This is a genomic window from Sporosarcina sp. P2 (assembly GCF_002743255.1).
Lineage (GTDB): Bacteria > Bacillota > Bacilli > Bacillales_A > Planococcaceae > Sporosarcina.
This window is the reverse complement of record NZ_PDYY01000010.1, coordinates 65,226-91,281: the sequence shown is the minus strand read 5'-3', so window position 1 is coordinate 91,281 and position 26,056 is coordinate 65,226. Positions and strand designations below refer to the sequence as shown.

The 26,056-nt window shown below is 41.0% G+C and carries 23 protein-coding genes; 11 read left to right on the top strand and 12 right to left on the bottom strand.

What is annotated here, in order from left to right; all coding sequences use genetic code 11:
• Positions 1–11: 11 nt before the first annotated feature.
• The 3 genes from CSV67_RS11560 to CSV67_RS11550 all read left to right on the top strand — a co-directional run bounded on the left by CSV67_RS11560 (position 12) and on the right by CSV67_RS11550 (position 3,627).
• Positions 12–1,094 carry a DUF2157 domain-containing protein gene (locus CSV67_RS11560; RefSeq protein WP_099631742.1) on the top strand — a complete coding sequence of 361 codons (1,083 nt, stop codon included), beginning with the start codon at positions 12–14 and terminating at the stop codon, positions 1,092–1,094.
• Complete coding sequence (locus CSV67_RS11555; RefSeq protein WP_099631741.1) at positions 1,084–1,623, top strand: GDYXXLXY domain-containing protein; 540 nt, start codon at positions 1,084–1,086, stop codon at positions 1,621–1,623. Before CSV67_RS11560 ends, CSV67_RS11555 begins: the two co-directional genes overlap by 11 nt.
• A 270-nt stretch (positions 1,624–1,893) precedes the next feature.
• Positions 1,894–3,627, top strand: coding sequence for an AAA family ATPase (locus CSV67_RS11550; protein ID WP_099631740.1), 1,734 nt, complete (start codon positions 1,894–1,896; stop codon positions 3,625–3,627).
• 54 nt (positions 3,628–3,681) lie between these two features.
• Here CSV67_RS11550 and CSV67_RS11545 read toward each other — a convergent pair whose 3' ends face one another.
• A complete protein-coding gene (locus CSV67_RS11545) occupies positions 3,682–4,998 on the bottom strand; it encodes a cytochrome P450 (protein ID WP_099631739.1) in 1,317 nt (438 codons plus the stop codon).
• 95 nt (positions 4,999–5,093) lie between these two features.
• On the opposite strand from CSV67_RS11545, the gene CSV67_RS11540 reads away from it, so the two are divergent.
• The gene (locus tag CSV67_RS11540) at positions 5,094–5,249 is read left to right on the top strand and encodes a DUF1540 domain-containing protein (protein WP_099631738.1); all 156 of its coding nucleotides are present in this window, start codon (positions 5,094–5,096) and stop codon (positions 5,247–5,249) included.
• Between the two features lie 41 nt (positions 5,250–5,290).
• Here CSV67_RS11540 and CSV67_RS11535 read toward each other — a convergent pair whose 3' ends face one another.
• Both CSV67_RS11535 and CSV67_RS11530 read right to left on the bottom strand, forming a co-directional pair.
• Positions 5,291–6,181: a DMT family transporter gene (locus CSV67_RS11535; RefSeq protein ID WP_099631737.1), complete on the bottom strand. Its 891-nt coding sequence runs from the start codon at positions 6,179–6,181 to the stop codon at positions 5,291–5,293.
• 42 nt (positions 6,182–6,223) lie between these two features.
• Positions 6,224–6,631, bottom strand: a complete 408-nt coding sequence (locus tag CSV67_RS11530) for a PaaI family thioesterase (RefSeq protein WP_099631736.1) — start codon at positions 6,629–6,631, stop codon at positions 6,224–6,226.
• Positions 6,632–7,014: 383 nt separating this feature from the next.
• Here CSV67_RS11530 and speD point away from each other — a divergent pair, with 383 nt between their 5' ends.
• The 6 genes from speD to nspC are packed head-to-tail and all read left to right on the top strand — an operon-like array spanning position 7,015 to position 13,368.
• Positions 7,015–7,839, top strand: coding sequence for an adenosylmethionine decarboxylase (gene speD / locus CSV67_RS11525; RefSeq protein WP_099631735.1), 825 nt, complete (start codon positions 7,015–7,017; stop codon positions 7,837–7,839).
• Positions 7,826–9,304 (top strand): aminotransferase class I/II-fold pyridoxal phosphate-dependent enzyme, encoded by a 1,479-nt coding sequence (locus tag CSV67_RS11520; protein WP_099631734.1) that lies wholly within the window; start codon positions 7,826–7,828, stop codon positions 9,302–9,304. Before speD ends, CSV67_RS11520 begins: the two co-directional genes overlap by 14 nt.
• The gene (speE, locus tag CSV67_RS11515) at positions 9,304–10,155 is read left to right on the top strand and encodes a polyamine aminopropyltransferase (RefSeq protein ID WP_099631733.1); all 852 of its coding nucleotides are present in this window, start codon (positions 9,304–9,306) and stop codon (positions 10,153–10,155) included. Before CSV67_RS11520 ends, speE begins: the two co-directional genes overlap by 1 nt.
• Positions 10,145–11,005 (top strand): agmatinase, encoded by an 861-nt coding sequence (gene speB, locus CSV67_RS11510; RefSeq protein WP_099631732.1) that lies wholly within the window; start codon positions 10,145–10,147, stop codon positions 11,003–11,005. The genes speE and speB overlap by 11 nt, the downstream gene beginning before the upstream one ends.
• Positions 11,006–11,021: 16 nt before the next feature.
• Positions 11,022–12,221: a saccharopine dehydrogenase family protein gene (locus CSV67_RS11505; protein ID WP_099631731.1), complete on the top strand. Its 1,200-nt coding sequence runs from the start codon at positions 11,022–11,024 to the stop codon at positions 12,219–12,221.
• 10 nt (positions 12,222–12,231) lie between these two features.
• Complete coding sequence (gene nspC, locus CSV67_RS11500) at positions 12,232–13,368, top strand: carboxynorspermidine decarboxylase (protein ID WP_099631730.1); 1,137 nt, start codon at positions 12,232–12,234, stop codon at positions 13,366–13,368.
• A gap of 688 nt (positions 13,369–14,056) precedes the next feature.
• Here nspC and cax read toward each other — a convergent pair.
• From cax to CSV67_RS11465, 7 genes are all read right to left on the bottom strand, one after another.
• Positions 14,057–15,103 carry a calcium/proton exchanger gene (cax, locus tag CSV67_RS11495; RefSeq protein WP_304442526.1) on the bottom strand — a complete coding sequence of 349 codons (1,047 nt, stop codon included), beginning with the start codon at positions 15,101–15,103 and terminating at the stop codon, positions 14,057–14,059.
• A 220-nt stretch (positions 15,104–15,323) separates the two neighbouring features.
• Entirely contained in the window at positions 15,324–16,220 is an 897-nt protein-coding gene (gene nikC / locus CSV67_RS11490) for a nickel transporter permease (RefSeq protein ID WP_099631728.1), read from the bottom strand.
• 17 nt (positions 16,221–16,237) lie between these two features.
• Positions 16,238–17,242, bottom strand: a complete 1,005-nt coding sequence (locus tag CSV67_RS11485; RefSeq protein WP_099631727.1) for an ABC transporter permease — start codon at positions 17,240–17,242, stop codon at positions 16,238–16,240.
• 93 nt (positions 17,243–17,335) lie between these two features.
• The gene (locus tag CSV67_RS11480) at positions 17,336–18,964 is read right to left on the bottom strand and encodes an ABC transporter substrate-binding protein (protein ID WP_099631726.1); all 1,629 of its coding nucleotides are present in this window, start codon (positions 18,962–18,964) and stop codon (positions 17,336–17,338) included.
• Positions 18,961–19,980: an ABC transporter ATP-binding protein gene (locus tag CSV67_RS11475; protein ID WP_099631725.1), complete on the bottom strand. Its 1,020-nt coding sequence runs from the start codon at positions 19,978–19,980 to the stop codon at positions 18,961–18,963. Before CSV67_RS11475 ends, CSV67_RS11480 begins: the two co-directional genes overlap by 4 nt.
• Complete coding sequence (locus CSV67_RS11470) at positions 19,955–20,980, bottom strand: ABC transporter ATP-binding protein (protein WP_099631800.1); 1,026 nt, start codon at positions 20,978–20,980, stop codon at positions 19,955–19,957. The genes CSV67_RS11475 and CSV67_RS11470 overlap by 26 nt, the downstream gene beginning before the upstream one ends.
• Before the next feature lie 208 nt (positions 20,981–21,188).
• Complete coding sequence (locus CSV67_RS11465; RefSeq protein WP_099631724.1) at positions 21,189–23,129, bottom strand: alkaline phosphatase family protein; 1,941 nt, start codon at positions 23,127–23,129, stop codon at positions 21,189–21,191.
• Between the two features lie 98 nt (positions 23,130–23,227).
• Between CSV67_RS11465 and CSV67_RS17125 the strand changes: the two genes are divergently transcribed.
• Positions 23,228–23,410: a hypothetical protein gene (locus tag CSV67_RS17125; protein ID WP_158232931.1), complete on the top strand. Its 183-nt coding sequence runs from the start codon at positions 23,228–23,230 to the stop codon at positions 23,408–23,410.
• Positions 23,411–23,601: 191 nt separating this feature from the next.
• On the opposite strand, the gene CSV67_RS11455 is transcribed toward CSV67_RS17125, so the two are convergent.
• Both CSV67_RS11455 and CSV67_RS11450 read right to left on the bottom strand, forming a co-directional pair.
• A complete protein-coding gene (locus CSV67_RS11455) occupies positions 23,602–24,405 on the bottom strand; it encodes an alpha/beta hydrolase family protein (RefSeq protein ID WP_099631722.1) in 804 nt (267 codons plus the stop codon).
• A 289-nt stretch (positions 24,406–24,694) separates the two neighbouring features.
• A complete protein-coding gene (locus CSV67_RS11450; RefSeq protein ID WP_099631721.1) occupies positions 24,695–26,053 on the bottom strand; it encodes a sodium-dependent transporter in 1,359 nt (452 codons plus the stop codon).
• Positions 26,054–26,056 lie beyond the last annotated feature (3 nt).

Genomic DNA, 26,056 nt, shown 5'->3' with positions numbered 1-26,056 from the left:
AGGGATTTAGTATGAAAAGAAAGGTCAGTAAGCAACAATTGACTTTCTTGCAACAAGAGTTTTCTTTTCTACAACAGCAAGGCAAAATGAAAGAAGTAGATGCCAACGAAATGCTCTCGCTATATGAATCTAAAGGTGGCACTAATTTCGTGAGAATCTTGCTGGCTTTCGGGGCTATATTAGTGGGGATAGGAATACTGAGTTTTATCGCAGGTAACTGGGCTTTACTAACGCCATTCTTTAAGCTCGGATTAATCATCGTCGGCATGGTCTTGGCATACTTCGCAGGATACAAGCTTGAAAGCAATTACGAAAAAACGTCTCGCAGTATGTATTATATAGGGGCTGCCATTTTTGGAGCTGGAATATTCCTAATTGGTCAGAGCTTTCATTTACAACATACGGTGTATACAGATTTCCTATTATGGGGGATCGGAATCCTGCCACTTGCCTATTATGTAAAAGATCAATTGCTCGCTGTATTTGCTAGTGCATTTTTTATTATTTACAGCTTTAGTGCTTTCACAACGTATGAAGTTGGAAGCTTCGGTCCTTTTTGGCTACTTCTATTGATTCCTCTACTGTTCTGGATGAATGAAACGCGATTCAGAAGAAAAAGTGCGTTGTTTGTTATGAATGTATTGCTTAGTGTAGCTTTTATCGTCAATATGCTAGAATTCTTCCATGTTGAGGAATGGATTTCCGTCTTGATTGTCTTTGTATTAGGTGTATTTCTTGCACTCGCACCTTTAAAACAGTATCGTACAGAGTCGTCTTGGACGGGTTCCGTATTATTTGGAATCACGGGCATGATGCTAACGTTCCCATTCATATGGGATGATGTACGATTTGGTGATTCTATACCTTATATCTTCACCGCTATATTCGTTATCTTATTGATTTATCTTCTGAAGAAAGACAGCTTACCAGCCATCTTGATCACATGTGCGTTAATCTACCGTTATTACACGGATATCACATATGACTTCATGCCAAAGTCATTATTTTTCATCATAGGTGGTTTGCTGTTGATCGGCTTTGGATTCTGGTTTGAAAAATCACGACGAGAGACGGTGAAACGTCATGAAGAATAAACGGAATCTATTTCTTATTGCCTTAATCGTCCCAATCATCCTCCTGTTAGCGATGACTTGGAAACCTTTATACACAGTGAAAACAGGTAAAACCATCACATTGGAAACAGTACCTGTCGACCCGCGCGATATTCTTTATGGTGATTATGTTAGTCTTCAATTTGCGATTGAAGAATTCTCCAAAGAAAGTCTTGACCCTGCGCTCATTAAAGAATTCTCCAAACATGATACTGGAAGACTGACAGTATATGCAGTTTTAGAACAAGAAGAAGGAGATGTATATGGGTTAAAGACCGTTACACATAAGAAACCAAGCGATGGCCTTTTTTTAAAAGGTGATATGTATTACTACGGTGAACACAATATCGATGAAAATCAAATGTATTTTGCAAACTTCCTTCCTGATCGTTTCTATGTAGCTGAAAATACGGGTATGCAGTTAGAAGATTTGTCACGCAAAGGTCAATTGCTTGCAGATATAAAAGTTCGTGATGGTTTTGCTGTATTAGAAGATGTACGGCCTAAATAGGTCACTTTATTGGAGTAGCGGAAGCCCTCACTGGAGGTCGTGGTATATACGATTTCGAGTAGGGGCTTTTTTTAGTTGGTTATCTTTTTGAAGGTAGTGAGAAGTCGGCTTCGGGGTGTAGTACTGCCACTTACTTCATTCGCTTGTGTCTCTTTAGGTATTTCCTCACAAGTTCTTGAATTTGTAACTATTTTTTCTGTTTACACACTATACAAAACTACTACTTTTACGTATAATTTAGGTAATTCACTAAAGGAGCTGGAGCTGAACTTGAAGCCTATTTCAAAATTAGCATCAAAGATTTTTGTCGTAGCCCTCTTTGTCACGGCCATTGCAGCAGGTGTCACTTGGAACTATTTACTACCCACTGGAGGAAAAGAAGTTTCATTTGCTCAGATGGAAAAACTGATTGCTGAACAATCAGGTGCTGGTGTCTTATTAAACGAAACGGCCAAAGGAAAGTTATCCATCATTGTAGATAACACAACATACAGCACGATGGTGCGTCCGCAAAGTACATTAGTGGATGACTTAGTACAGAAATATAATGTAACGTATCAATATAAAGCAGAGAGTTCGATGGGCGGTTGGATTTTTGGTGGGCTTGTATTGGCAGCTCTTTTGACACTTTTCATTCTTCATAAAAAAGGTAAGCTCAATATTGGCGCGTCAGCTATGAAGCATCAAGCGTCAAAGGCGACTCCCCTACCTGACATCACAATGGATGATATCGGTGGAATCCCTCAAGAAATGAAGGATGAAATCCAACAGACGTTAGAAATATTCAAAAACCCTGAAGCGGCAAATGAAATGGGCATTGCTTTGCCTCAAGGTATTTTACTTTATGGACCTCCGGGGACAGGTAAAACATTACTAGCTCAAGCTATCGCAAAAGAAATAGGAGCTACTTTTTATTCTTCTAGTGGAGCAGCCTTTACAGAATTATTTGTAGGTGTTGGAGCTTCACGAGTACGTACACTTTTTGAAATTGCACGCAAACAACGTCCTGCTGTGATCTTTATAGACGAAGTAGATGCGTTGGCTGGAAAACGAAAAGAACATGGTGGAGAAGAATCTGAAAAGACGTTAACGGAACTACTTGTTCAACTTGACGGTGGTAATGATAATGACGGTGTTTTATTCATTGCAGCTACGAATCGGAAAGATATGCTGGATGATGCATTCTTGCGACCTGGGCGTATCGACTTTACTTTTCATGTTCAATTGCCGGATACAAAAGGACGTCGCGAAATTATCGATATCCATACAAACGGCAAAACGTTGGCTCCTAATGTGGCCGCGTCTCTCGATACACTTGCAGATAGCACTTCAGGTTTTTCTGGCGCAGAAATAAGTAGCTTGTTCGAAACAGCCAGCCGCCGGGCCATTCGCGAAGGACGGAAATTAATCGAGAAGCATGATTTAGATTTTGCAATTGACCGGACAATCCTTGGAAATACAGCACGCACGTTAAGCGACCAAGAAACAAAGCGTCGTGTAGCCATTCACGAATCCGGACATGCCATCATCGCTGCTCTTACAAAGCCAGGTTCTGTAAGAAAAGCGACGATTATTCCAAGGGGTCAAGCACTCGGTTATGTAGCCCCTATTCAAAAGGAATTACATTTATCTACTGCTAGCGAATTGCTTGATCAAGTCAGTATGATTTTAGCGGGCGGCATTGCAGAGCGTCTCTATTTGGGGGAGCACAGTATCGGAGTTGGAGGCGATGTGGAACAGGCCAAGGACATTCTTGAGCGTATGGTGAATACTGGATTGTTCCAAGAAGGATTTTCTTTGATCTTCAATAAAGCTGAACGTGAAGAAAAAATGCAAATGCTATTTGATCAAGCTGCGCAAAAGACGGAAACGCTCATTAAGGAGCACGCGTATCAATTTGAAGAGTTAGTCAATGCACTATATAAAGAAGAAACGCTTGAAGGTGACGAAGTACAACGCATAGTCGAGTTGTCGACTCCTAAAGATGCGGTAGTGTTTATCTGATAGCAAAACAGCGATCATCCTCTTGATGATCGCTGTTTTTTTAGTTTGCGTAGGTTAACAGCGCTTCTCTAACCTCATCGGCCATCCATCTTTGATCCGCAATGAAATCAATGGTTCCGGAACGGGCGCATGTGGTCGCATATTGCGGAATATGAACTTCTTATAAAGTAGCGATATGATCAATGTCGCTTCTAGCATAGCAAATCGAGAACCGATACAACTGCGTGAACCACCACCGAATGGGAAATAACTAAATGGCGCATACTTATTACCTGCCGCAAACCGATCCGGGTCAAATGTGTCGGGTTCAGGGAACACCTCTTTATTTCGGTGAATCGCATATGGACAAATCATAAACGTGCTTCCCTTTTTAAAAGACCTTCCAAACATCTCGACCGGTTCGTTAAGTTCGCGATAAATTAGCCAAGCAGGCGGATAAAGACGCAAGCCTTCTTCAATAATTTGCTGTGTATATGGTAATTCTCGCATCCAATTAAATGGGTTACCTACCAAGTTCGCGGAATTCAATTCATCCAACAGACGCTTCTCTACTTTAGGAAGCCGTGCAATTTCAGCAAATAACCAGCCTAATAAGTTTGCCGTTGTTTCATGTCCTGCGAGCAACATCGTCATCATCTGATCACGTACTTCTTTGTCAGGCAACCTGTTTCCGGCCTCATCTGTAACCGCCATCATCATGCCAAGCAACGAGTCTTTAAACCATTCTGGATGTTCTTTTGCAGCGATTAATACATCGTCAATCATTTCCTCAAGTGTTTGTATCGCTTTTTTATGTTTCAAGTTGGCTTTAGTCGGAACAGAAGATGGAATCATCACAGGACTAAATAAAATTTTGACGCTTTGCTCAATCGTTGTTGTGACGGCATCTGCAAGTTCTTTCTCCTCTGCAGAGACATCTGTCGAAAACATTGTTCGTGTAATGATCGACAATGTCAAACGCATCATTACTGTATGTATATCTACTTCCTCTTCATGCTCAAGACGTTTGACTAGCTTCTCCGTTTCATCAATGATCGAATAGGCATAACGTTCCATCACCTCTTTATAAAACGCTGGTTGAATATATTTCTTCTGCGTCGCATGCCGTTCACCTTCCGTCGTCAATAGACCCTCTCCCACTGTTCTCTGCAACACAGTCGTTGTTCGCCCTTTAATAAATGACTGGTCTTGACGAATCAAGATTTCTCGAATTGCTTCGGGACTGTTAACCACAAACGTCGGTGAAATGCCTGTCTTCAATGAAATCACATCACCAAGTGGCTGTACTCGCATAAAAAAAGCAATCGGATCACGCACGAATTCCAAATAGTTCTGTAATCGTGGCGTTGCAATATCTTGTACAGTAACCATAAACTCTCCTCCAAAATTATCATATTGTATTACTTCTCCATCTCCAGTATGTATGCTGTGTTTCTGGATATGCTAGTAAAAAGGAGGTGGGTCAATTGGCAAAAGACGTATTATGTGAAGTGACAAATTGTCATTTTTGGGAATCAGGTAACCAATGTGGAGCAGATGAAATCAAAGTAATTTCACGAAAAGGAAGAAAAGCAAAAGACTCAGCCGAAACAGATTGTAATACGTTCATTCCAAAAGGATGATCCACCGTGCAGCAGCCACGCTTTTATGCTTGGCTGCTTTTTTATTGATAAGTTGAACGCGTACGCATCGCTTCCCAGTTAACAGCAATCACACTCAAAACTGCAATCACTCCACCAATCATAGACAATCCACTCGGAAGTTCTTGTAGCCATACCCAAGCAACCAATATCGCCACGACTGGCTCTATATAGAGTAGACTCGAAACCGCTCCCGCATCGGCAATCGACAACGCAGTAGACCAGGTTACATAGGCAATCGTTGCTGGAATAACCCCCATATAAATTGTTGATAATGTGGCTTCAAGCGTAGCCCCTTGTATTTCATTTAGCAAGCCTGGTGTGAAATATAAAAACGGTAAGGTACCTGCCCATGTGAAGTATGCTGTCAACTCGACAGGAGTGTAACGGTTGAATAAAGGTTTCTGAAAGACAAAAAATATAGAAGTAGAAATAACCGCAATAATAATGAACCACGCGCCTACCGATACTTCCAACGCACCTTCCGAACTTCCTATCGTTATCAACGCAACACCTGATAATCCGATTGCCATGCCAATCCAACCTAATTGACTAATTTTTTCACTTAGGAAAATCACTGCGATTATCGAAGTGAAAATCGGCACCGTTGCGATAAACAGACCAGCCGTTCCAGCTGATACCGTTTGTTCTCCGTATGTCAGACCAAAGTGATAAATACTGATTCCCGCGAAGCCTAGTAGCATGATCTTCCCTATATCCTGTTTTGCAGGCAGACGAATTTTCGTTCCCGGCCATAATGCATATAAAATAAATACTAATGAAGCGACGATAAACCGTGTCAACACCAAATGTCCAGGAGAATACCCTCCTAGCAAACTCACTCGAATAGCAGCAAAACTGGAGCCCCATGCGACAACGGTGAATAATCCTAAATAGAAAGCTTTCTTATTCATATGAAAACCTGCCTTGATTTGAAATTACAGAGTAAATAATAATCATTTCAACTTGAACGTAGCGGTGCAATGAGCAACTAATTCATCTTTCTCATTGAATAACGTTCCTTCAACCAGAGCCGTAGAGCGTGTTCTATTAATAACGGCAGCTTTTGAATAAACGGTTTCCTGAACGACCGGCTTTAAAAATTGTGTCGTCATTTGTATTGTCATGACATCATTTGCACCCATCGAACGACAAAGCATTCCCATCGTCGTATCGAGAACGGACATATACATACCACCGTGAATAGTTCCGCGTACATTATCATACTCTTGACGATAAGGTAAATATAATTCCACTTGACCCGCTTCTAATTTTTGTGTTTGCAGACCGGCAAATTTCCAAAAAGGACTTGTTTCGAAGTCTTGTCGAACCTGTTCCAAATATTCCATTGTTGTATCGTTCATTTCATTACCTCCATAGAATGTAGTAATTGTTTTATATACCATATCGTAAAGACGTTCTGACGACAATTCAAAGCATTTTACCATTTGCCATAAAAAAGTTTTTTCTAATATTTTTCTATAAAAAGTATATATTTTTCATTCTTTTTCCTTTATAATGAAATCAATTTCATAAGTTTTTTAATTTAGAAAGAGTACCTGTGAGCATTACGCCAATCCAATCACCTGTTATGTAATGGAATAGAGTGAATATCTATTCTTATATCAACAAGCGAAACAGAGTAAAGGTCCCTCTCCAATCTGTCATGTTTGTATTATTTCATGTGGATTGGAGAGGGACTTTTTTATGTGATTATACTTTTTAAAAAGCAATTTTGAAAGGACGGATGTTTCGGTTGGAAAATAAGCTGAAGCTCTACGGCTTTAACAACCTCACCAAAACTCTTAGCTTCAACATTTACGATGTGAGCTATGCAAAGAGTAGAAGAGAGCAAAGTGAGTATATCGCCTATATAGATGAGCAATACAATTCAGAACGTTTAACGAAAATTCTCTACGATGTTACTGAAATGATTGGTGCGCATGTATTGAATGTCAGTAAACAAGATTACGACCCACAAGGTGCTAGTGTAACGTTGATGATTTCAGAGGAAAAATTCCCTGCATCACAAATTGATCCTTCTTGTAATCAAGGCGCGATTCCTATCTTGCCAGATAAAGACTCCGTCGTCAGTCATTTAGACAAGAGCCACGTGACTGTCCATACGTATCCCGAGTATCATCCCGATAACTCCATTGCGACATTTCGTGTAGATATAGATGTGTCGACGTGTGGAGAGATTTCTCCGTTGAATGCGCTCGACTACCTGATCGGAAGCTTTGATTCGGATATTATTACCGCAGACTATCGCGTGCGTGGATTTACACGGTCAGTAGACGGTAAAAAACTTTTCATGGATCATGCAATTACATCCATTCAAGACTTCATTGACCAGAAAACATTGCAAAAATATGATGCAATCGATATAAATGTTTACCAAGCGAATATCTTCCATACGAAATTACTCATTAAAGAGATTGATTTACAAGATTACCTATTCAACAAAGATGTTTCGGAATTACCGCCAAAGGAACGCCTTCAAATTTCTCATAATCTTCGCAAAGAGATGATCGAAATCTACAGCGGTTCCAACGTCTATGAAAATGAGTGAGGAGAGACCATTGAAATTATCACAACATCGCGTTCCTATTATGGAAGCATTGCAACACTATCAAGAAGCACGTGTCGTTCCTTTTGATGTACCCGGACACAAGCACGGTCGAGGCAATAAGGAGCTCGCTGATTTTCTCGGGGAGACTTGCTTACAACACGACGTGAATTCCATGAAACCTCTTGATAATTTATGCCACCCTGTTTCTGTCATACGTGAAGCTGAAGAGTTGGCAGCGGACGCGTTCGGCGCGAAACACGCTTTCTTGCTTGTAAACGGGACGACCTCTGCTGTACAAGCGATGGTCATGACAGCTTGTAAAGCAGGAGAGAAAATCATCATGCCGCGTAATGTTCATCGCAGTGCAATCAATGCCTTGATCTTAAGTGGTGCTATTCCTATCTATGTGAATCCGGGAGTGCAAGAGGATCTTGGCATTGCACTCGGTATGGCAGTAGATGAAGTTAAGAAAGCCATCGTGGATCACCCAGACGCCAAAGCGATTCTCATTAATAATCCAACCTATTATGGTATTTGCTCCAATTTGCAAGCCATTACTGATATAGCACATGCACACGGTATGCTCGTGCTAGTGGATGAAGCACATGGCACGCATTTTTATTTTAACGACAAACTGCCTGCTTCCGCGATGTCCGTCGGCGCGGATATGGCTTCTATCAGTATGCATAAATCAGGTGGATCTTTAACACAAAGTTCCTTTTTATTAATCAATAATGCGGTGAGTGAAGGCTATACGCGACAGATTATTAACCTAACGCAGACTACGAGCGGTTCTTATCTATTGATGTCGTCATTGGATATTTCACGGAAAAACCTGGCATTACACGGGCAGGAAATCTTCGATAAAGTGATCAAGATGGCGCAGTATACCCGCGATGAAGTCAATCAGATCGGCGGCTATTATGCATACTCTAAAGAGCTGATAAACGGCGATACCATCTATGACTTTGACGAGTCCAAATTGTCGATTCATACGCGTCAAATGGGTCTGGCTGGCATTGAAGTATATGATATTTTACGCGATGAATACGATATCCAAATTGAGTTCGGGGACGTAGCGAATATCCTTGCCTATATTTCAGTCGGGGACCGTACACTCGATCTTGAACGATTGGTCGCAGCACTAGCAGAAATCAATCGTCGTTATAAAAAGGATCCTAGTTCGTTATTCGACCACGAATATATCAATCCGCAAATTGTTCAATCGCCCCAACAGGCTTTTTACGCGGATAAAGAGACTTTAGTACTTTCCGAATCTTCAGGACGCGTGGCAAGCGAATTCGTCATGTGCTATCCCCCTGGCATTCCAATTCTGGCACCCGGAGAACGAATCACAAATGAAGTAATTGAATACATCAACTACTGTAAGGACAAGGGATGTTTCTTGACGGGTACCGAAGATGCAAAAGTTGATTGGATTAATGTAGTAAAGGAGGACGTCTAATGAATCTATGGTTTACTGAAGATCATTCACCCCATACACGATTTTCATTTCGTGTCGAAGAACATCTATATACTGCGACGAGTGAATTCCAGAAAATTGATGTCTTCCAAACGACAGAGTTCGGTAAAATTTTGACATTGGATGGTTATGTCATGGTGACAGAAAAAGATGAATTCATTTATCACGATATGATTGTTCACGTGCCGATGGCTACCAATCCGTCCATCGAGAACGTGTTGGTCATCGGTGCTGGTGATGGTGGGACCGTACGCGAATTGACGCGCTATCCATCAATCAAACAAATCGATATGGTGGAGATTGATGAGCAAGTTGTGAAAGTGTGCCAAGAATTTTTACCACAAACCGCAGCCCAACTGACTGATCCACGCGTTACACTCTATTTTGAGGATGGTCTGAAATTCGTTCGTCAGCAAGAAAATGCCTATGATTTGATCATTGTCGATTCCACCGACCCATTCGGGCCAGGTGAAGGACTCTTCACGAAGGAGTTTTATGGCAATTGCTACAAGGCTTTGAATAGCCAAGGCATTCTTGTAAATCAGCATGAAAGTGCTTTTTACGCCGAAGATGCACGCGGTATGCAACGAGCACATAAAAGTATTATGGGATTCTTCCCCGTTTCTAAAGTCTATCAAGCACACATACCAACCTATCCATCGGGGCACTGGCTGTTCGGATTTGCTTCCAAAAAATATGACCCGATAGATGATTTGGATGCCAATTCATGGAATGCACTTGGTTTGCAAACAAAATATTATAATACAAAACTTCATGTCGGCTCATTCGCTTTACCGAATTATATTAAGGAGCTATTAACCCATGCTAAATAAAAATATAGAAACATTTCTAGGGTTCGAAGCAGATTACGAGGAGGCTTCATTCGTAATATTCGGTGCTCCTTTTGATTCCACAACATCTTTTCGTCCTGGTACACGATTCGCTAGTAAAGTGATGCGAAGCGAATCATTCGGTCTTGAGACATATAGTCCTTATCAAGAAGCAGATTTAACGGATTACTCATTATTCGACGGCGGTGATCTGGAATTAAGTTTTGGTAACACGGAGCGTGCTCTTGAGCAAATTGAACAGTTCACCTCACTCGTTTTGGAGGATGGGAAAATCCCTTGCATGATTGGCGGTGAACATTTAGTCACTTTGGGAGCTGTACGTGCTGTTGCGAAAATGCATCCTGATTTACATGTCATTCAATTCGATGCACATACAGACTTGCGCGAAGAATATTTAGATCAACGCCTATCTCATGCTACGGTTATTCGCAGAATCTGGGACTTGCTCGGAGATAATAAAATCTATCAATACGGTATCCGTTCCGGTGATCGTTCAGAATTTGAATGGGCGGCTAAGCAACATGTCTTTATGAATAAATTTAATTTTGTTGGACTTGAAGATACGGTTAAGAAGTTACAGGATAAACCCGTCTATTTGACGATTGATCTAGATGTCTTAGACCCTTCCGTATTCCCGGGAACTGGTACGCCGGAAGCGGGTGGCGTCAGCTTTGTTGAATTGCTACAAGCGATATTGACGGTCAGCGGTTTGAATATCGTTGCCTGTGATATCAACGAGCTGTCCCCTATCTATGACCAAAGCGGCGCATCAACAGCCGTGGCTTGTAAAGTGTTACGTGAATTAACGATTGCTATAAACAAAAATAACTAAATTGGTGGTGTCTTTAATGGGAAAAGCATTAATTATTGGAGCTGGCGGCGTGGCAAGTGTTGTCGTGCATAAGTGTTGTGAGGTACCGGATGTATTTGAAGAAATTTGTATCGCGAGTCGCACGAAATCTAAATGTGATGCATTGAAAGAAAAGCTGGACGGTGGACGAACGAAAATCCAAACAGCTCAAGTAGATGCAGATAACGTGCCTGAACTTGTCGCGTTAATCAATGAATTTAAACCAGATATCGTCATTAATGTCGCATTGCCTTATCAGGACTTGACGATTATGGATGCATGTCTTGAAACAAAAGTAGACTATCTGGATACTGCAAACTATGAACCGCTTGATACTGCGAAATTTGAATATAAATGGCAGTGGGCTTATAAAGAGAAGTTTGAAGAAGCAGGTATTACCGCATTGCTCGGCAGCGGTTTCGACCCTGGCGTAACCGGTGTGTTCTCCGCATATGCATTGAAGCATTACTTCGATGAAATCCATACGATTGATATTGTCGATGCCAATGCAGGCGACCACGGCTATCCGTTCGCAACTAACTTTAACCCAGAAATCAATATCCGTGAAATCACAGCTAACGGACGCTATTACGAAAATGGAGAGTTCATCGAAACAGAACCTCTTGAAGTGAAACGCGTCTATGATCTACCTGAAATCGGACCAAAAGATGTCTATTTGCTATACCATGAGGAACTTGAGTCATTAGCGAAAAATATTACCGGTGTAAATAAAATCCGTTTCTGGATGACGTTCTCCGAAAAGTATTTGATGCATTTGCGTGTACTTGAAAATGTAGGTATGACATCCATCGAACCGATTGATTTTGAAGGTCAGCAAATTGTTCCACTACAATTCTTAAAGGCGGTACTACCGGACCCTGCTTCTCTCGGACCACGTACGAAAGGAAAAACGAATATAGGTTGTATCTATCAAGGTACGAAGAACGGTGAGCCAAAAACGTATTATGTTTACAATATTTGTGATCACCAAGAGTGCTATCAAGAAGTGGGATCACAAGCTATTTCCTATACAACAGGTGTTCCAGCTATGATCGGTGCGATGATGATGTTAACAGGCAAATGGAAAAAGCCAGGGGTCTTCAATATTGAAGAATTCGATCCAGATCCATTTATGGATGCGTTGAATGAGTATGGTTTACCTTGGCACGAAGATTTCAATCCAACTTTGATAGATTGAGGAGAATAGTATGAAATTTAATGTCCAAGCAGTCCCTTCACCTAGTTATGTTGTGGATGAAAAATTGCTGATTGCTAACTTAGAAAAATTGAAATCTATTATCGACCAAACAGGATGCAAGATTTTACTCGCACAAAAAGGGTTTTCGATGTTCGAAGTTTATCCATTAATCGGTCGGTATTTGCATGGCGTTACTTCAAGTGGTTTATTTGAAGCGCGTCTCGGCTTTGAAGAGATGGGGAAAGAAGTGCACACGTATGCCCCTGCTTTCCACGAGAATGAGTTTGAGGAAATCCTTCGCTACTCTGATCATTTGGTATTCAATTCATTTGCGCAGTGGAAGCTGTTTAAGAGCCGAGTTCAGGAGCAGGAAAAGTCCATTGAATGTGGAATCCGAATCAATCCCGAGTACTCGGAGATTGAAGTGGATATGTACAACCCTTGCTTCACCTATTCGAGATTTGGTGTTACGTTAGATAATTTCAAAGCTGACGAACTCGAAGGTATTAGCGGCCTGCACTTCCATACGATGTGCGAGCAGAACTCCGATACGTTGTGGCGGACGATCCAAATCATCGATGAAGAGTTCGGTCCCTATTTACAGAAGATGAAGTGGATCAACTTCGGTGGCGGTCATCATATCACTCGGGCCGATTACGATCTAAAGACATTAATCCGTTGCATTCGTTTCATGCAAGATAAATATAATCTTGAAGTGTATCTAGAACCGGGTGAAGCCGTTGCCTTAAACACAGGCTTCCTCGTCGCAACAGTACTTGACACGATGCATAATGGGATGGACATTGCTATTCTCGATACGTCGGCTTCTTGTCATATGCCAGATGTTTTGGAGATGCCTTATCGTCCTGAGATTATCGGGGCAGGTACGCCAAATGAAAAAGCCCATACCTATAGATTAGGCGGGCCAACATGTCTTGCAGGTGATGTTATTGGTGATTATTCATTCGATCAGCCATTACAACCTGGTGATCGCCTAGTATTTTGCGATATGGCACATTATTCGATGGTAAAGAACAATACGTTCAATGGCGTTAATTTGCCATCGATCGTTCTTCATACTGCCGATGATGAAATCAACGTTGTGAAGCAATTTGGTTATGAGGATTTCAAGCAGCGTTTGTCTTAAGTGTAGTGAGTGTGAATTTGAGAGTAAGTTGATCTGCGTTCCAGGCGGACGCTTTCTCATGGGCGTGGCTTGAGCCTCCTCGTCCGCTAAGTGCAAAGACGTACTCCTAACGCTTCGCTTTTACTCGCAAAAGCCGTTCTTCGTTACGGCTTTCGCTACCTGCGGGGTCTCAAGGCGCACGCTTATCCATCGGAAGTCGCCGCCTTCCACTACAATCAACTGGTGTCTTTTTCTGATTTTAGAAAGTGGAGTTCAAGTTCCTAACTACTAATCAAAATTACATCATTTTCTTTACTCCATTCGACTATTTCGTTTAAGACGTAAAAACCCGATTCGCTGAAAAATGCGAATCGGGTTTTTACACTTTGATACAAATAAGTAATGTGTAAAAGTCTATAATAGTTTAAGGTTTCATTAGAATTATCAATCAACACACTGATACTTTTTATATTCCAGTTCAAGTTAGAATAGTACATTAGTTTTTCATTCCACTCGCGACCATCAGAAGATAACGCCAGTTGATCGTAGTGGAAGGCGGCGACTCGGGGAGGATCAGCCCGATCAGGTGAAACAACTAAAGGAGCACCGCGACTAGTTGGTTCACCGCGGGCCCTCCCGAACGCGTCCGCCTGGAACGCAGATCAATGTTACTTACCTCTATCCCGATCTTAAACCTTATACTTACCACTCACAGTAAGAAGAATCCAATACCCATGATAAGATAAGCTGAAAATAGCACGAGACCCTCGAACCAATTTGACTCTCCGTCATGACATATATTGACGACTAGTAATGTGGCAGTAATCATCGCGACCAACTCGGGCCACGTGAATACAAGCGGCATTGCGGTAGGCATCAGTAATGATATTAATACTAGAACCGGTGTGACAAACATCGCTACTTGCAATGTAGAACCGATTGCAATCTCCACGGATACATCCATTTTATTTTTCATTGCCAATGTAATTGCGGAAGAATGCTCTGCCGCGTTACCAACAATGGCGACGATAATTACACCGATAAATAATTCTGACCAGCCAAACTTTTCACCTAGTGTACCAAATGTGTGCACAAGCTTTTCAGAAACAAATGCAACTGCTACTGTCGCAACTAACAGGACCACTATAGATTTCTTCTTTGTCCACTCCGGCACTTCTTCTGTCTCATGATTTTCTGAACCGAACACGCCTCGATGAGTAAATAACTTAAATACTAGACCCGCCAAGTAAATCAGGATGAGAATGATGGAAATACCGACACTCAAGTTCAGTCCAGTTCTAGTATCCATCGTCATTGAGAAAACTTCCGGAATGACAAATGCTACGACAATCGCAAAAATTAATAATGCGGAATTAAATCGGGCATCAAAAATATTAAAGTTTTGTCTTTGATACTTTACACCGCCTGCGAAAAATGACAGACCGAGAACTAATAATAAGTTTCCTAATACTGAACCCGTCAACGATGCTAGTACGATTGCAATCAATCCAGCTTTCAATGTAAATATGGAAATAATAAGTTCAACTGCATTACCAAATGTTGCATTTAATAAACCACCAATTCGTGGCCCACTGACAATCGCTAAACTTTCTGTTGCTCTTCCAATGAATCCAGCTAGAGCAATAATACTGTAACAACACAACGCAAACATCCATAAATCCGACCAATTCAAGAATGATGCAATAAATACTAAAGGTACACCTGTAAATGCCATGACAGTAAATACTTTATTCAGTGTCTCCACCTCTTTTCATAATCAATTTGTTATAAGCATTCCCTATTCTGATGGCAAATAAACTGGTTAATAAATGACTTTTCAACAGAGTATAGATATGGCAAATAGCGCATAAAAAATTATTGCCTATTAGAATTAAAAAAGGATAGAGGACAGTCCGTACATTAGACTGTCCTCTATCCATTATCGTTTTAGATTATATTCATCATAAAAAAACAGCTTAACTCTTCATTTTCGGATCCAACGCATCACGTAACCCATCACCCATCAAGTTAAAGCCTAATACGGTCAGCATAATGGCGAGTCCCGGGAAAATCATTGTCCAGGGAGCATTTTGTAAATAATCTTTAGAGTCGGCTAACATCTTTCCCCACTCAGGGTATGGAGCTTCTGCCCCCAATCCTAGGAATCCAAGTGCTGCTGCTTCGAGAATAGCTGTAGCAATCGCCAATGTACCTTGTACGATAACAGGCGCCATCGAGTTAGGTAAAATATGCGAAAACAGAATTCTGAAGTCTTTCATACCAATTGCCTTTGCCGCTATAATATATTCATCTTCTTTAATACTCAATACTTTTGATCGTATCAATCGTCCGAAGTTCGGTACGTTAATGATTGCAATCGCAATCAACGCATTACGTAAGCTTGGTCCCAATACGGATACAATCGCAATAGCCAGTAAGATAGAAGGGAAAGCAAGCATAATATCAAATATCCTAGAGATAATAGTATCGATCCAGCGGCCGTAATAACCAGCAATGATCCCAAGAAAACTCCCCACTACAATCGAACCGACGACCGAGAAGAATCCGACAGATAACGAAATACGCGCACCGTGGATAATGCGTGAGAATATATCACGGCCAAAGTCATCCGTTCCAAACCAATACTCCGAAGAAGGAGGTTGCAGTCGATCTGTCATGAATTGTTCGTTGATGCCCTCTTTTGTGACAAGAGGACCGAATAGTGCAAGTACAATAAAGAATATCACAATGGCTGCGCCTACGACTGCTACTTTACTTTTGCGAAAACCTACCCAAGCTTCCCGCCAAGGTCCTATTGTTTTTTCTAATTCTGCTTCCACCACTCCGTCTACCTTAGGTGTAAACTCTGACATGAACTGTTCCTCCTTCCTCAATCATACTTAATCCTTGGATCGATCAGTCCATATAGTAAATCGACGATTAGATTAATCATGACAAAGATAAATGCTACGATAAGAATTCCTGATTGAATAACGGGATAATCTCTAAAGTTGATTGCATCATAGATATAGCGTCCAATTCCAGGCCACGCGAAGATTGTTTCTGTCAGAATAGCTCCACCTAGGAGTAGACCAATTTGCAGACCGATAACTGTCAAAACAGGAATGATTGCATTTTTTAATGCGTGCTTATATACTATCCAAAACATTTTCTGACCCTTTGCTCGTGCTGTACGAATATAGTCAGAACGCATCACTTCTAGCATGCTCGAACGCGTCATCCGGGCGATAATCGCCATCGGAATGGTCGCAAGCGCTAGCCCAGGTAAGATCAAATGTTTAATGACTACCCATAATTGATCAACCCTGCCCTGGATGAGCGTATCAATTATGTATAAATTGGTTATGGCAGATACGGGATCACGGACATTTTCACGCCCAGTTGTCGGCAACCATTGCAATTCAATTGCAAATGCCCATTGCCCCATTAATCCTAACCAGAAAATAGGCATGGAAACACCGACTAGTGCCAATACCATTGCTGAATAATCAAACCACGAGTTTTGGAACCAAGCGGAAATAATACCCGCATTAATCCCTACAAAGACCGCGATAATCATCGCAAATAAGGCCAATTCTAATGTAGCTGCTAGATAAGGCCAAATTTCGTCCGCCACAGGAAGTCGAGTACGCATGGATTCCCCTAGATCACCTTTTAAAATGCCGCCAAGATAACTGAAATATTGTGTATACCATGGTTGATCAAGACCTAGCTTGATCGTCAAAGCTTCCACCGCTTCTTTTGTTGCTTGTTGTCCTAAAATAACTTGCGCTGGATTACCAGGAATTGCGCGAATCAACATAAAAACTAAAAATGTCATACCAAGCAGGACAGGAATCAGCTGTAAAAGCCTCTTAATCGTATAGTTGAACAACTCTTTCACCCCTCCGGCTTTTATTATTTATGAATCAAAGAAAGGGAGAATGCTGGCTTCTCCCTCTTCTTTCATCATGTAATTTACCTATTTTTACTTAAATTCAACATTCGACAACAGATCAGAACCAGTAGGATGCGGAACAAACCCTGTTAGTTCCTTCGCTCCGCCTAATAATGGAATAGAGTGTGCAAGTGGTACCCAAGGAGCTTCTTCGTGAAGAATTTCTTGAGCTTGCTTGTACAACTCAATACGCTTGTCTTCGTCTACTTCTGTTTGCGCTTCTAGGAATAGCTTATGTGTTTCGTCGTTTTTAAAGTACGTGTAGTTATTACTTCCGATATTGTCTTCATCCAACAATACGTACAGGAAGTTGTCTGCGTCTCCATTATCCCCAGTCCAACCAAGCATGAAAGCATCTGCTTCCCCTTTGCTCGCCTTATCCAGGTAAGTCGCCCACTCATACGAAACGATTTTTGCTTTAATACCTACGTCAGCCAAGTTGCTTTGAATAGCTTCAGCTACTTTTGTGCCGTCTGGCATGTATGGACGTGGAACTGGCATAGCCCATAGCTCCATTTCAAATCCATTTTCAAGACCTGCCTCTTTCAATAGTTCTTTAGCTTTTTCAGGATCATATGCATATGCTTCTACATCTTCGTTATAACCTGAAATAGATGAAGGCATTGGATTTTTCGCCACTTCTGCACGTCCTTCAAAGAATGAATCGATGATTGATTGTTTATCAATAGCATAGTTCATTGCCTGACGAACTTCTTTTTTATCAAATGGTTCACGAGTTACTGTTAATCCAAGATATCCTACGTTCATGGAAGGACGCTCGAACAACTGCAATGCATCGTTATCTTCTATCTTTACTCCATCAGCTGGATTAATTCCATCTGCTAAATCAATTTCACCGGAAAGTAAAGCATTCAGACGGGCAGAGTTGTCGGGAATTGCTTGGAAAATGATGCGATCCAATTTCGGCAATCCTTCTTGCCAATAGTCTTCGTTCTTTTCAATTGTAATGGTTTCATTTGGCTTCCATTCTACAAACTTGAATGGACCTGTTCCGACTGGGTTACGCTCATACTCATCGTCGCCCTTCTCGAAAGCCGTAGGACTGGAAATAGCGAACATACTCATCGCAAGGTTTTTCAAGAATGGCGCTTGTGGGCGCTTCAATGTAATAATCACTGTGGAATTTCCATCTGCTTTAACAGATTCAATTACGTGCTCTTCATCGTCTTTAAATCCACCGAACATAGAGTTATAGTATGGGAATGTATCTGAATCTCCATTAGCCCAACGCTCAAAGTTCTTTACGACTGCTTCTGCATTAAAATCAGTTCCATCATGGAATTTCACGCCTTCTTCCAATTGGAATGTATACGTTAATCCATCTTCACTTGTATCATACTCTTTAGCAAGTCCTGGTTGAATCGTAGTATCCTGCTCCCCAAAGTTTAATAAGGTTTCGAATAAATTGACCGTTACTTTAAATGTTTCCCCTTCTGTTACGCGGGATGGGTCAAGAGATGTTGAATCTCCACCTCGTCCAAATACTAACGTTTTGTTCTCACTGCCGCCTTTATCTGCAGCATCTTTGTCCTTGTCGCCACTGCCTTCTTGATCATCACCGCCTGAACAAGCTGCCAAAGCAGTCGATAAGACAAGAAGCATGATCAATGCGAACGACCACAGTTTCCCTTTTCTCATACAGATCCCTCCAATTGTTTTTTTCTTTCTATATCATCGTTGCTTTCCGACGTATAAAGATGGCAAGCAACAGAATGACCAATTTTCTCCTCTGCTAATACAGGAATTACTTTCGTACACACATCCATTTTGAAAGGGCAGCGAGTGTGGAATGCACAACCGCTTGGCGGATTCGCGGGGCTTGGCATATCCCCTTCAATAATGATTTGTTCCTTCTTATAATTTGGATCTGGTACAGGTACCGCAGACAGTAAAGCCTGTGTATACGGATGGAGGGGGTTTGCATATAGCTCTTCACTCTCTGTAATCTCCACAATCTTCCCCAAGTACATGACTGCCACACGATCACTGATATGGCGTACAACACCAAGATCATGTGCAATGAAGATATACGTCAAGTTGAATTCCTTTTGTAAATCCTGCATTAAGTTTAATACTTGCGCCTGAATGGATACGTCAAGCGCAGACACTGGCTCATCTGCAATAATCAATTTGGGATTCGTCATCAAAGCACGTGCTATACCAATTCGCTGACGCTGCCCTCCACTGAATTGGTGAGGGTAGCGTTTTGCATGGTATTCACTCAAACCGACAATTTTTAGGAACTCTACGACTTTTTCACGACGTTCCTTTGCATTGCCCCCACCATGGACAATCAATGGTTCTTCTAAAATCTTTCCGATTGTATGACGAGGATTCAAAGAGGCATAAGGATCTTGGAAGACCATTTGCATATCTCGACGAACCGCTCGAATTTCATTAGCCGAGAGCTTCGTCAAATCTTTCCCTTGGAATTCGACGACTCCCTCTGTAGGTTCCAGCAATTGCATTATCGTCCGCCCTGTCGTAGACTTCCCGCAACCACTTTCTCCAACGATCCCGAGCGTCTCTCCTTCATTTACATGAAATGAAACATCATCGATTGCTTTGACATGACCTACTGTTTTACCAATCAATCCTTTGCGAATCGGGAAGTATTTTTTCAACCCTTCAACTCTTAGCAATGGTTTGTTCATTTGCACTTATCACTCCTTCTCGTTCGTCATATAAGAAGCATCTTGTTTGATGATTGTCGGAGTTTCGGTACAATTCTGGTGTTTCTGTCCAGCATCTCGAGAAAGCGCTTTCACATCTCGCTGCAAATCTACATCCCTTTTCAATAGATCCTGGTTTTGGTACGTTACCTTGAATCGAATAGAGACGATCTTTTTTATTGCGCATATCCGGCACGGATTGAATCAATCCTCGTGTATATGGGTGACAAGGATTCTTAAAAATCACTTCTGTCGCTGCTTCTTCAATGACTTGTCCTGCATACATGACTACGACGCGTTCACAGGTTTCAGCCACTACTCCTAGGTCATGTGTAATGAGTAAAATTGCTGTATTCATGCGCTCGTTTAACTCTCGCATCAATTTGAGAATTTGTGCTTGAATAGTTACATCAAGTGCTGTTGTAGGTTCATCCGCAATGAGGACTTTCGGATCGCATACAAGCGCCATTGCAATCATGACACGTTGTCGCATACCACCAGATAACTGATGAGGATATTCTTTCATAATTTCTTCAGAGCGGGGTAGTCCGACTAATTTCAACATTTCGATTGCCCGTTCCTTAATTTGCTTTTTCGACCACTTTTTCTGATGAAGTGAAATGGCTTCAGACATCTGATTGCCAATAGTGAATAGCGGATTCAAAGAAGTCATAGGCTCTTGAAAAATCATCGCGACGTCGTTCCCACGAATCTCTCTCATTTCCTTCTCTGTTTTTTTCAGGAGATCCTGACCTTCAAAAAGGATTTCCCCTCCGGTGATTTTCCCTGGTGGACTTGGTATTAACTGCATGATAGATAAAGAGGTGACACTCTTTCCGCAACCTGACTCTCCAACGATCCCTAAGACTTCCCCTTCTCTTACATAAAAGTCCACATGATCTACCGCTGGAATTTCTCCTGAATCCGTGAAAAAGGTCGTTTGCAAATCATTCACTTCAAGTAATTTCCTTCTTTCTTTCATTTGCTCACCTTTTTCCATTTTCTGAAATAACCAATTAATCACTATTATACTTTTATTCTGATTAAACGCAAGATGCTTTTTTAATAAAGTAATATGTTAAGAGACTTCTGTTAATAACAAAAGAAGTGCGATAGGTAATGTTCTACCTACGCACTTCCTGAAAAACAATATGCATCAAAATATTATACTTTTCATTTCACCTATATAACTATTCCCTTAACCAAATGGCTTCTCCATCTACAAAATTAGGAATTTGCAAGTCCAATAACTCATATACACTTGGAGCAATATCTGTCATCGTAATTCTTTTGTTCATTTCCCCCGGTGGAATCATAGGTCCCGACGCATATAAAATTGGCCGTAATTGCAAGCGCTCAGGATTTCCGCCATGACTCCCTAATTCCTGCGTTGGTTCGACAGCAACTTTTGCGTCTTTCCCCATTAAAAATCCAGGAGCTGCAGATAAAAACACGTCTCCACTATTATTATTATTTAACTCAGAATACCCTTCTGAGTCGCCTGTCCAAATAGTCTCATATGGATACACTTGTGACTGCTCTTCGCTAGATAATACAGACAAAGTCGGATACATATAAACCTTTTCAACGTTTTTACTTTTACTAGTAAGCCAACGTAAAATAGGTTGTGCTACCTTTTCCGGATCTTGGGTTAGGCTAGTAAAAACGGTCCTATTAGTAAAGGTCGATACAATTTCATTCCTCACCTGTTCATATTCTTCTTTTTTCACAATTCCTTTTTTCTCTCTGCCTTTCAAATTTACATAGACATGAGCGATCGTTCCACTCGCTTCTGCATAAGCTTTGGTTTTAGATGCATCTATATTTCCCTTTTTATCTTTTACAAGTAGTCCTGCCTTTTCCAATTCCTTATTCGGCGAAAGTCTGGTATGAATTGGTTCCAACCCATGATCGGAAACAATCAATAAGTGGTCGTCATCATTAAGATTGTTTTTAATTCGACCGATTGCTCGATCTGCTTGGCCAAACGCCCAGCTGACATATGCCTCTTTTTCCAAAACATTCGCTAATTGATATCCAGGTTGTGCGGGTTCTCTTAATAGGAATTCATGTAATTCATTATCTACCAGGGAGTAATAGTAAAATAGCAGATCGGGCTGATAATGCTCCTTAATATAAAAGCTAACATCCGTCACCCAATTCGCAAATCGTTCGCCAACTTGTTCATATTCCTTCCTCGTTATATCCCCATTTTTGAACGCATCAATTTCATCAGGTGCTGGGTAAAATCCGAATTCAGATTGAATCTTATCTGTAAATTGACCAGGTCCTTTGTATAGTCCGCCCATTACAGTACCTTGAAATAGCTGAAGTTCTTCTTTGTTCTCAGGATCTCCTTTTAGTTTCACATAAAATCCTGCGCTATCGAGATTATGTAAGTTCAGCGCGACAGCCATCCAATCATTGGGTGATACTTCTTCGCCTAACTTCTTTCTATCCATGGAAATATAATAGTTCGATTCTTTTTCATCTGTTCGCAAAATGTATAACTTTTGAGTAGGGGAGTTTTTTATATCCAATGAAATAACTGCTTCTTCTACCTTGGAAGTTCTTGCATTTATTTGTTCAACGCGTCCATCCTTAATCTCTGAAAACTCCAAGTCATGAAGTTTCGATTCTGCTAAGGTTCCACCAGAATAAACAGCGTACGTAGCAGCAGATGCGTTATCCGGATTCGAGTCGGGAAAGGAGACGGTTGCTGTGACCTTCCCTTGATTTCTTGCCTCTTTCCATATAGGCGTAACACCTAACGTCTGTGAAAATCCACTTTGGTCATCTTTCACTTTTTCTCCCGATGAATGGAACTGATTACTGACAATACCTGTCTTTGAAGGTTCAGCACCAGTAGACATTGCTGCATGTGATGGTGCCGTCAATGATGGTGTAATGGTAACAAAATCTGTGGCGTAGGCTGCCTGTTGCTGAAATTCTTCTAAATTGGGCATGATTCCTTTAGCTATGTAACGTTGTGCATCCCCATATCCCAAGCCGTCAAATGACACGACACTAATTGTGCCAGTTGTCTCAGCGGCTTTTCCAGTTGAATGAGTTGTAGTAACGGTCATGCTAGATAAAATAATAATGAAAAAGATTTTTATAGGTTTAAACATGCTTACATCCCTCGCTTTATAAAACTATTCCCTTGATGAAAACAAGGTAAACTTGCTAACTAGAAAATCATGAATAGTTTCTTACCGTTTTCCTGGAGGTGAAAAATGAAATCCACCATAGTAAACATCATCAGAAGTACGTCAATAACTTGAATGCAGCGCCGCAAAATTACGAAGGATTTCAGTCCCAACCTCCTGATACCATAGGGACTGATTTCCTTAGGTACCTGAGTAGATTCGCACTGCATTCAAAATATAGGCGGTGGACATTGCTGATATAGCTTATTATTTATCGTTCAAGAACCGCCGCTCTGAATTTGTATAAATTTGGAACTTATTGTAGAGTGGAACATTTTGAATGAGCGTTTCATTCAAGTTGCTAAACCATCGGCGGGAACAGATCAGGTCACCTTAATTTTATTTCAAAAAAATCTCCCGCTATATTTATACTCTGCGGGAGATCTCAATCACTTTATTTTTGCACTACAAACCTTCCTGCCGAATTACCTTTTAGCCACGCCAAACTTTTCTCAAATAGTTCATCTTCAAAAGAATAACCAGAAAAGGTGTGATCTGCTTTGTCGATATACTGTTCAACTACTTGCTCGGCATTTACGCGTTTATTGAGTGAATTAGCGTATCGCGCCGCATGTTCTTTCGGAATTTGCTCGTCGGCCCTTGCATGAATAATATGCGTTGGCCCCGTAAATGAACGAACAGATTCAATTGGGTGATGTTTTTTCAAATCTTTCAAGAACGTTTGGCTGATCATAAACCCATGGTAATCATGACTGCCTTGTCTAACAATCTCATGAACTGCTTTCGGTCCAAGAATCCCTGTAATATCTTCGTATGGCATGCCTACCGGAGACCATAGAATTAATTGCTTAATTCGTGTATCGCTCGCTGCCGTAAGTGATGCAACAGCTCCACCCATACTGTGTCCCACTATCGTAATGCGTTGTTTATCTATCCCTCGGATTGAACTTAAATAATTTATGACATCCTGTAATTCATTCAATTGATTGGTTATAGTTACATCTGCATAATCCCCATCACTTTCACCACAACCGCTAAAATCGAAGCGGAATACCCCATATCCACGCTCCGTAAAGTACCGTGCAGCTTTTACAAACAAACGGTGCTCCCCTACTTTACTGCCCACAAATCCATGAACAAGTATAAGTAGTGGTATGGTTTCTTTTCTATATTCAGGCAGATGCAATGCACCAGATAAATTATTTTCCCCAGAACGAATCTCGATCATTTTTTGCATTTCTTACCCACTCCTGTCAAAATATATTATTCCAACATGTTTAATAGGTATTATATAATTTTGATATGAATAAGTCAAATCAACCTGTAGGAATCTTTAATTTTCATATTAAAAAAACTCTCGTAGAAGAGAGTCTTAAAGAACAAAATGCTATTTTTATTGTGACCGGTTTTCATTTCGGAAGAGGAAACTTCCCAAAGTATGATAGTTAGTTTCATTATAATGAGTACGAGGAACATACATTGCATTAGCGAACTAGTTGGATCAATAGTTCTTTACCGTACCTACCTTATTTCACAATCCCGAGTGTATTCAAGAATACCACAATAATAGTCAATGGCACTACCCACTTCATTAAAAAGTGCCATAGCGGATAGAAGCCTTTGGATTGCGTATTATACAATGTAAATTCATCGCGCACCAACACTTGGTCCATCTTGTGGACGATAAACAACGCGATCAGCAAACATCCTGCTGGTAGCAAAATATTACTAACCAGATAATCGGTTGCATCAAAAATGCTCTTATCGAATAGTAAGAACCCTGACAACGTACTCGAAGACAATGCAGAAGGAATCGCGGCAATGAAAACAACCGCACCAATCAACCAAGTCACTGACCTACGTGTCCGCTTGCCACTTGCAGTCATGGCTGCCACAATAATCTCATACAAACTAAACGAGGACGTCAATGTTGCAAACAAAAACAAGATTAAAAATAACGCCAAGAATACTTGCCCGAGTGGAAGTTGTGAAAAGACTGCCGGTAACACCATGAATAGTAATTCTGGTCCTGCAGCCGGTTCTTGACCGAACGCGAAGACTGCTGGGAAAATAGCTAAACCTGCTAGTAATGAAACAAATAAATTCATCCCCACTACGGAACTAGCAGATGAAGTTAAACTAACATCTTTTTTCAAATATGAACTATACGTTACCATACAAGAAAATCCGACGGCCAATGAAAAGAAAGACTGGCCAAGTGCATATAACACGGATTCTCTTGTAATGCTAGAGAAATCAGGCTTCAGAAAGAACGATACACCTTCCATTGCACCAGGCAACGTCAATGAACGAATAACTAAAATGATAAAAAACACAAATAATAAAGGCATCATATATTTATTCGCTTTTTCAATCCCGTTTTGTACACCGGAAGAAACGACTAATATGTTAATGATAGTAAATAGAAACAGACCGATCAATGTCGTGATTGGCGAACCTACAACCGATCCAAATTGATCCGAATAGGAAGCACCTTCACTAATGATCTTGCCACCAATGGATAACCCGCTGTATACGAATACCCAACCGCCAACTACACTATAGAAAGATAGTAAAAGAAAACATCCAGCAACACCGAGCTTGCCAATCCACGGCCATGCACTGGCTGGCGCCAACTTCTTGTAGGCATTAATTGCTTCTCTACCTGAACCACGTCCAATAATGAATTCGGAAATCAACATTGGTAATCCGATCAAAACTGTAAATATAACGAATAATAGGAAAAACGCGCCACCACCACTCATTCCTGTTACATATGGGAATTTCCAGATTGCTCCAAGGCCAATTGCTGCACCTGCCGAGGACATAATAAATCCAAGCTTTGAAGACCATTGTTCTTTACGTTGTTCCACTTTTTCACCCATTTT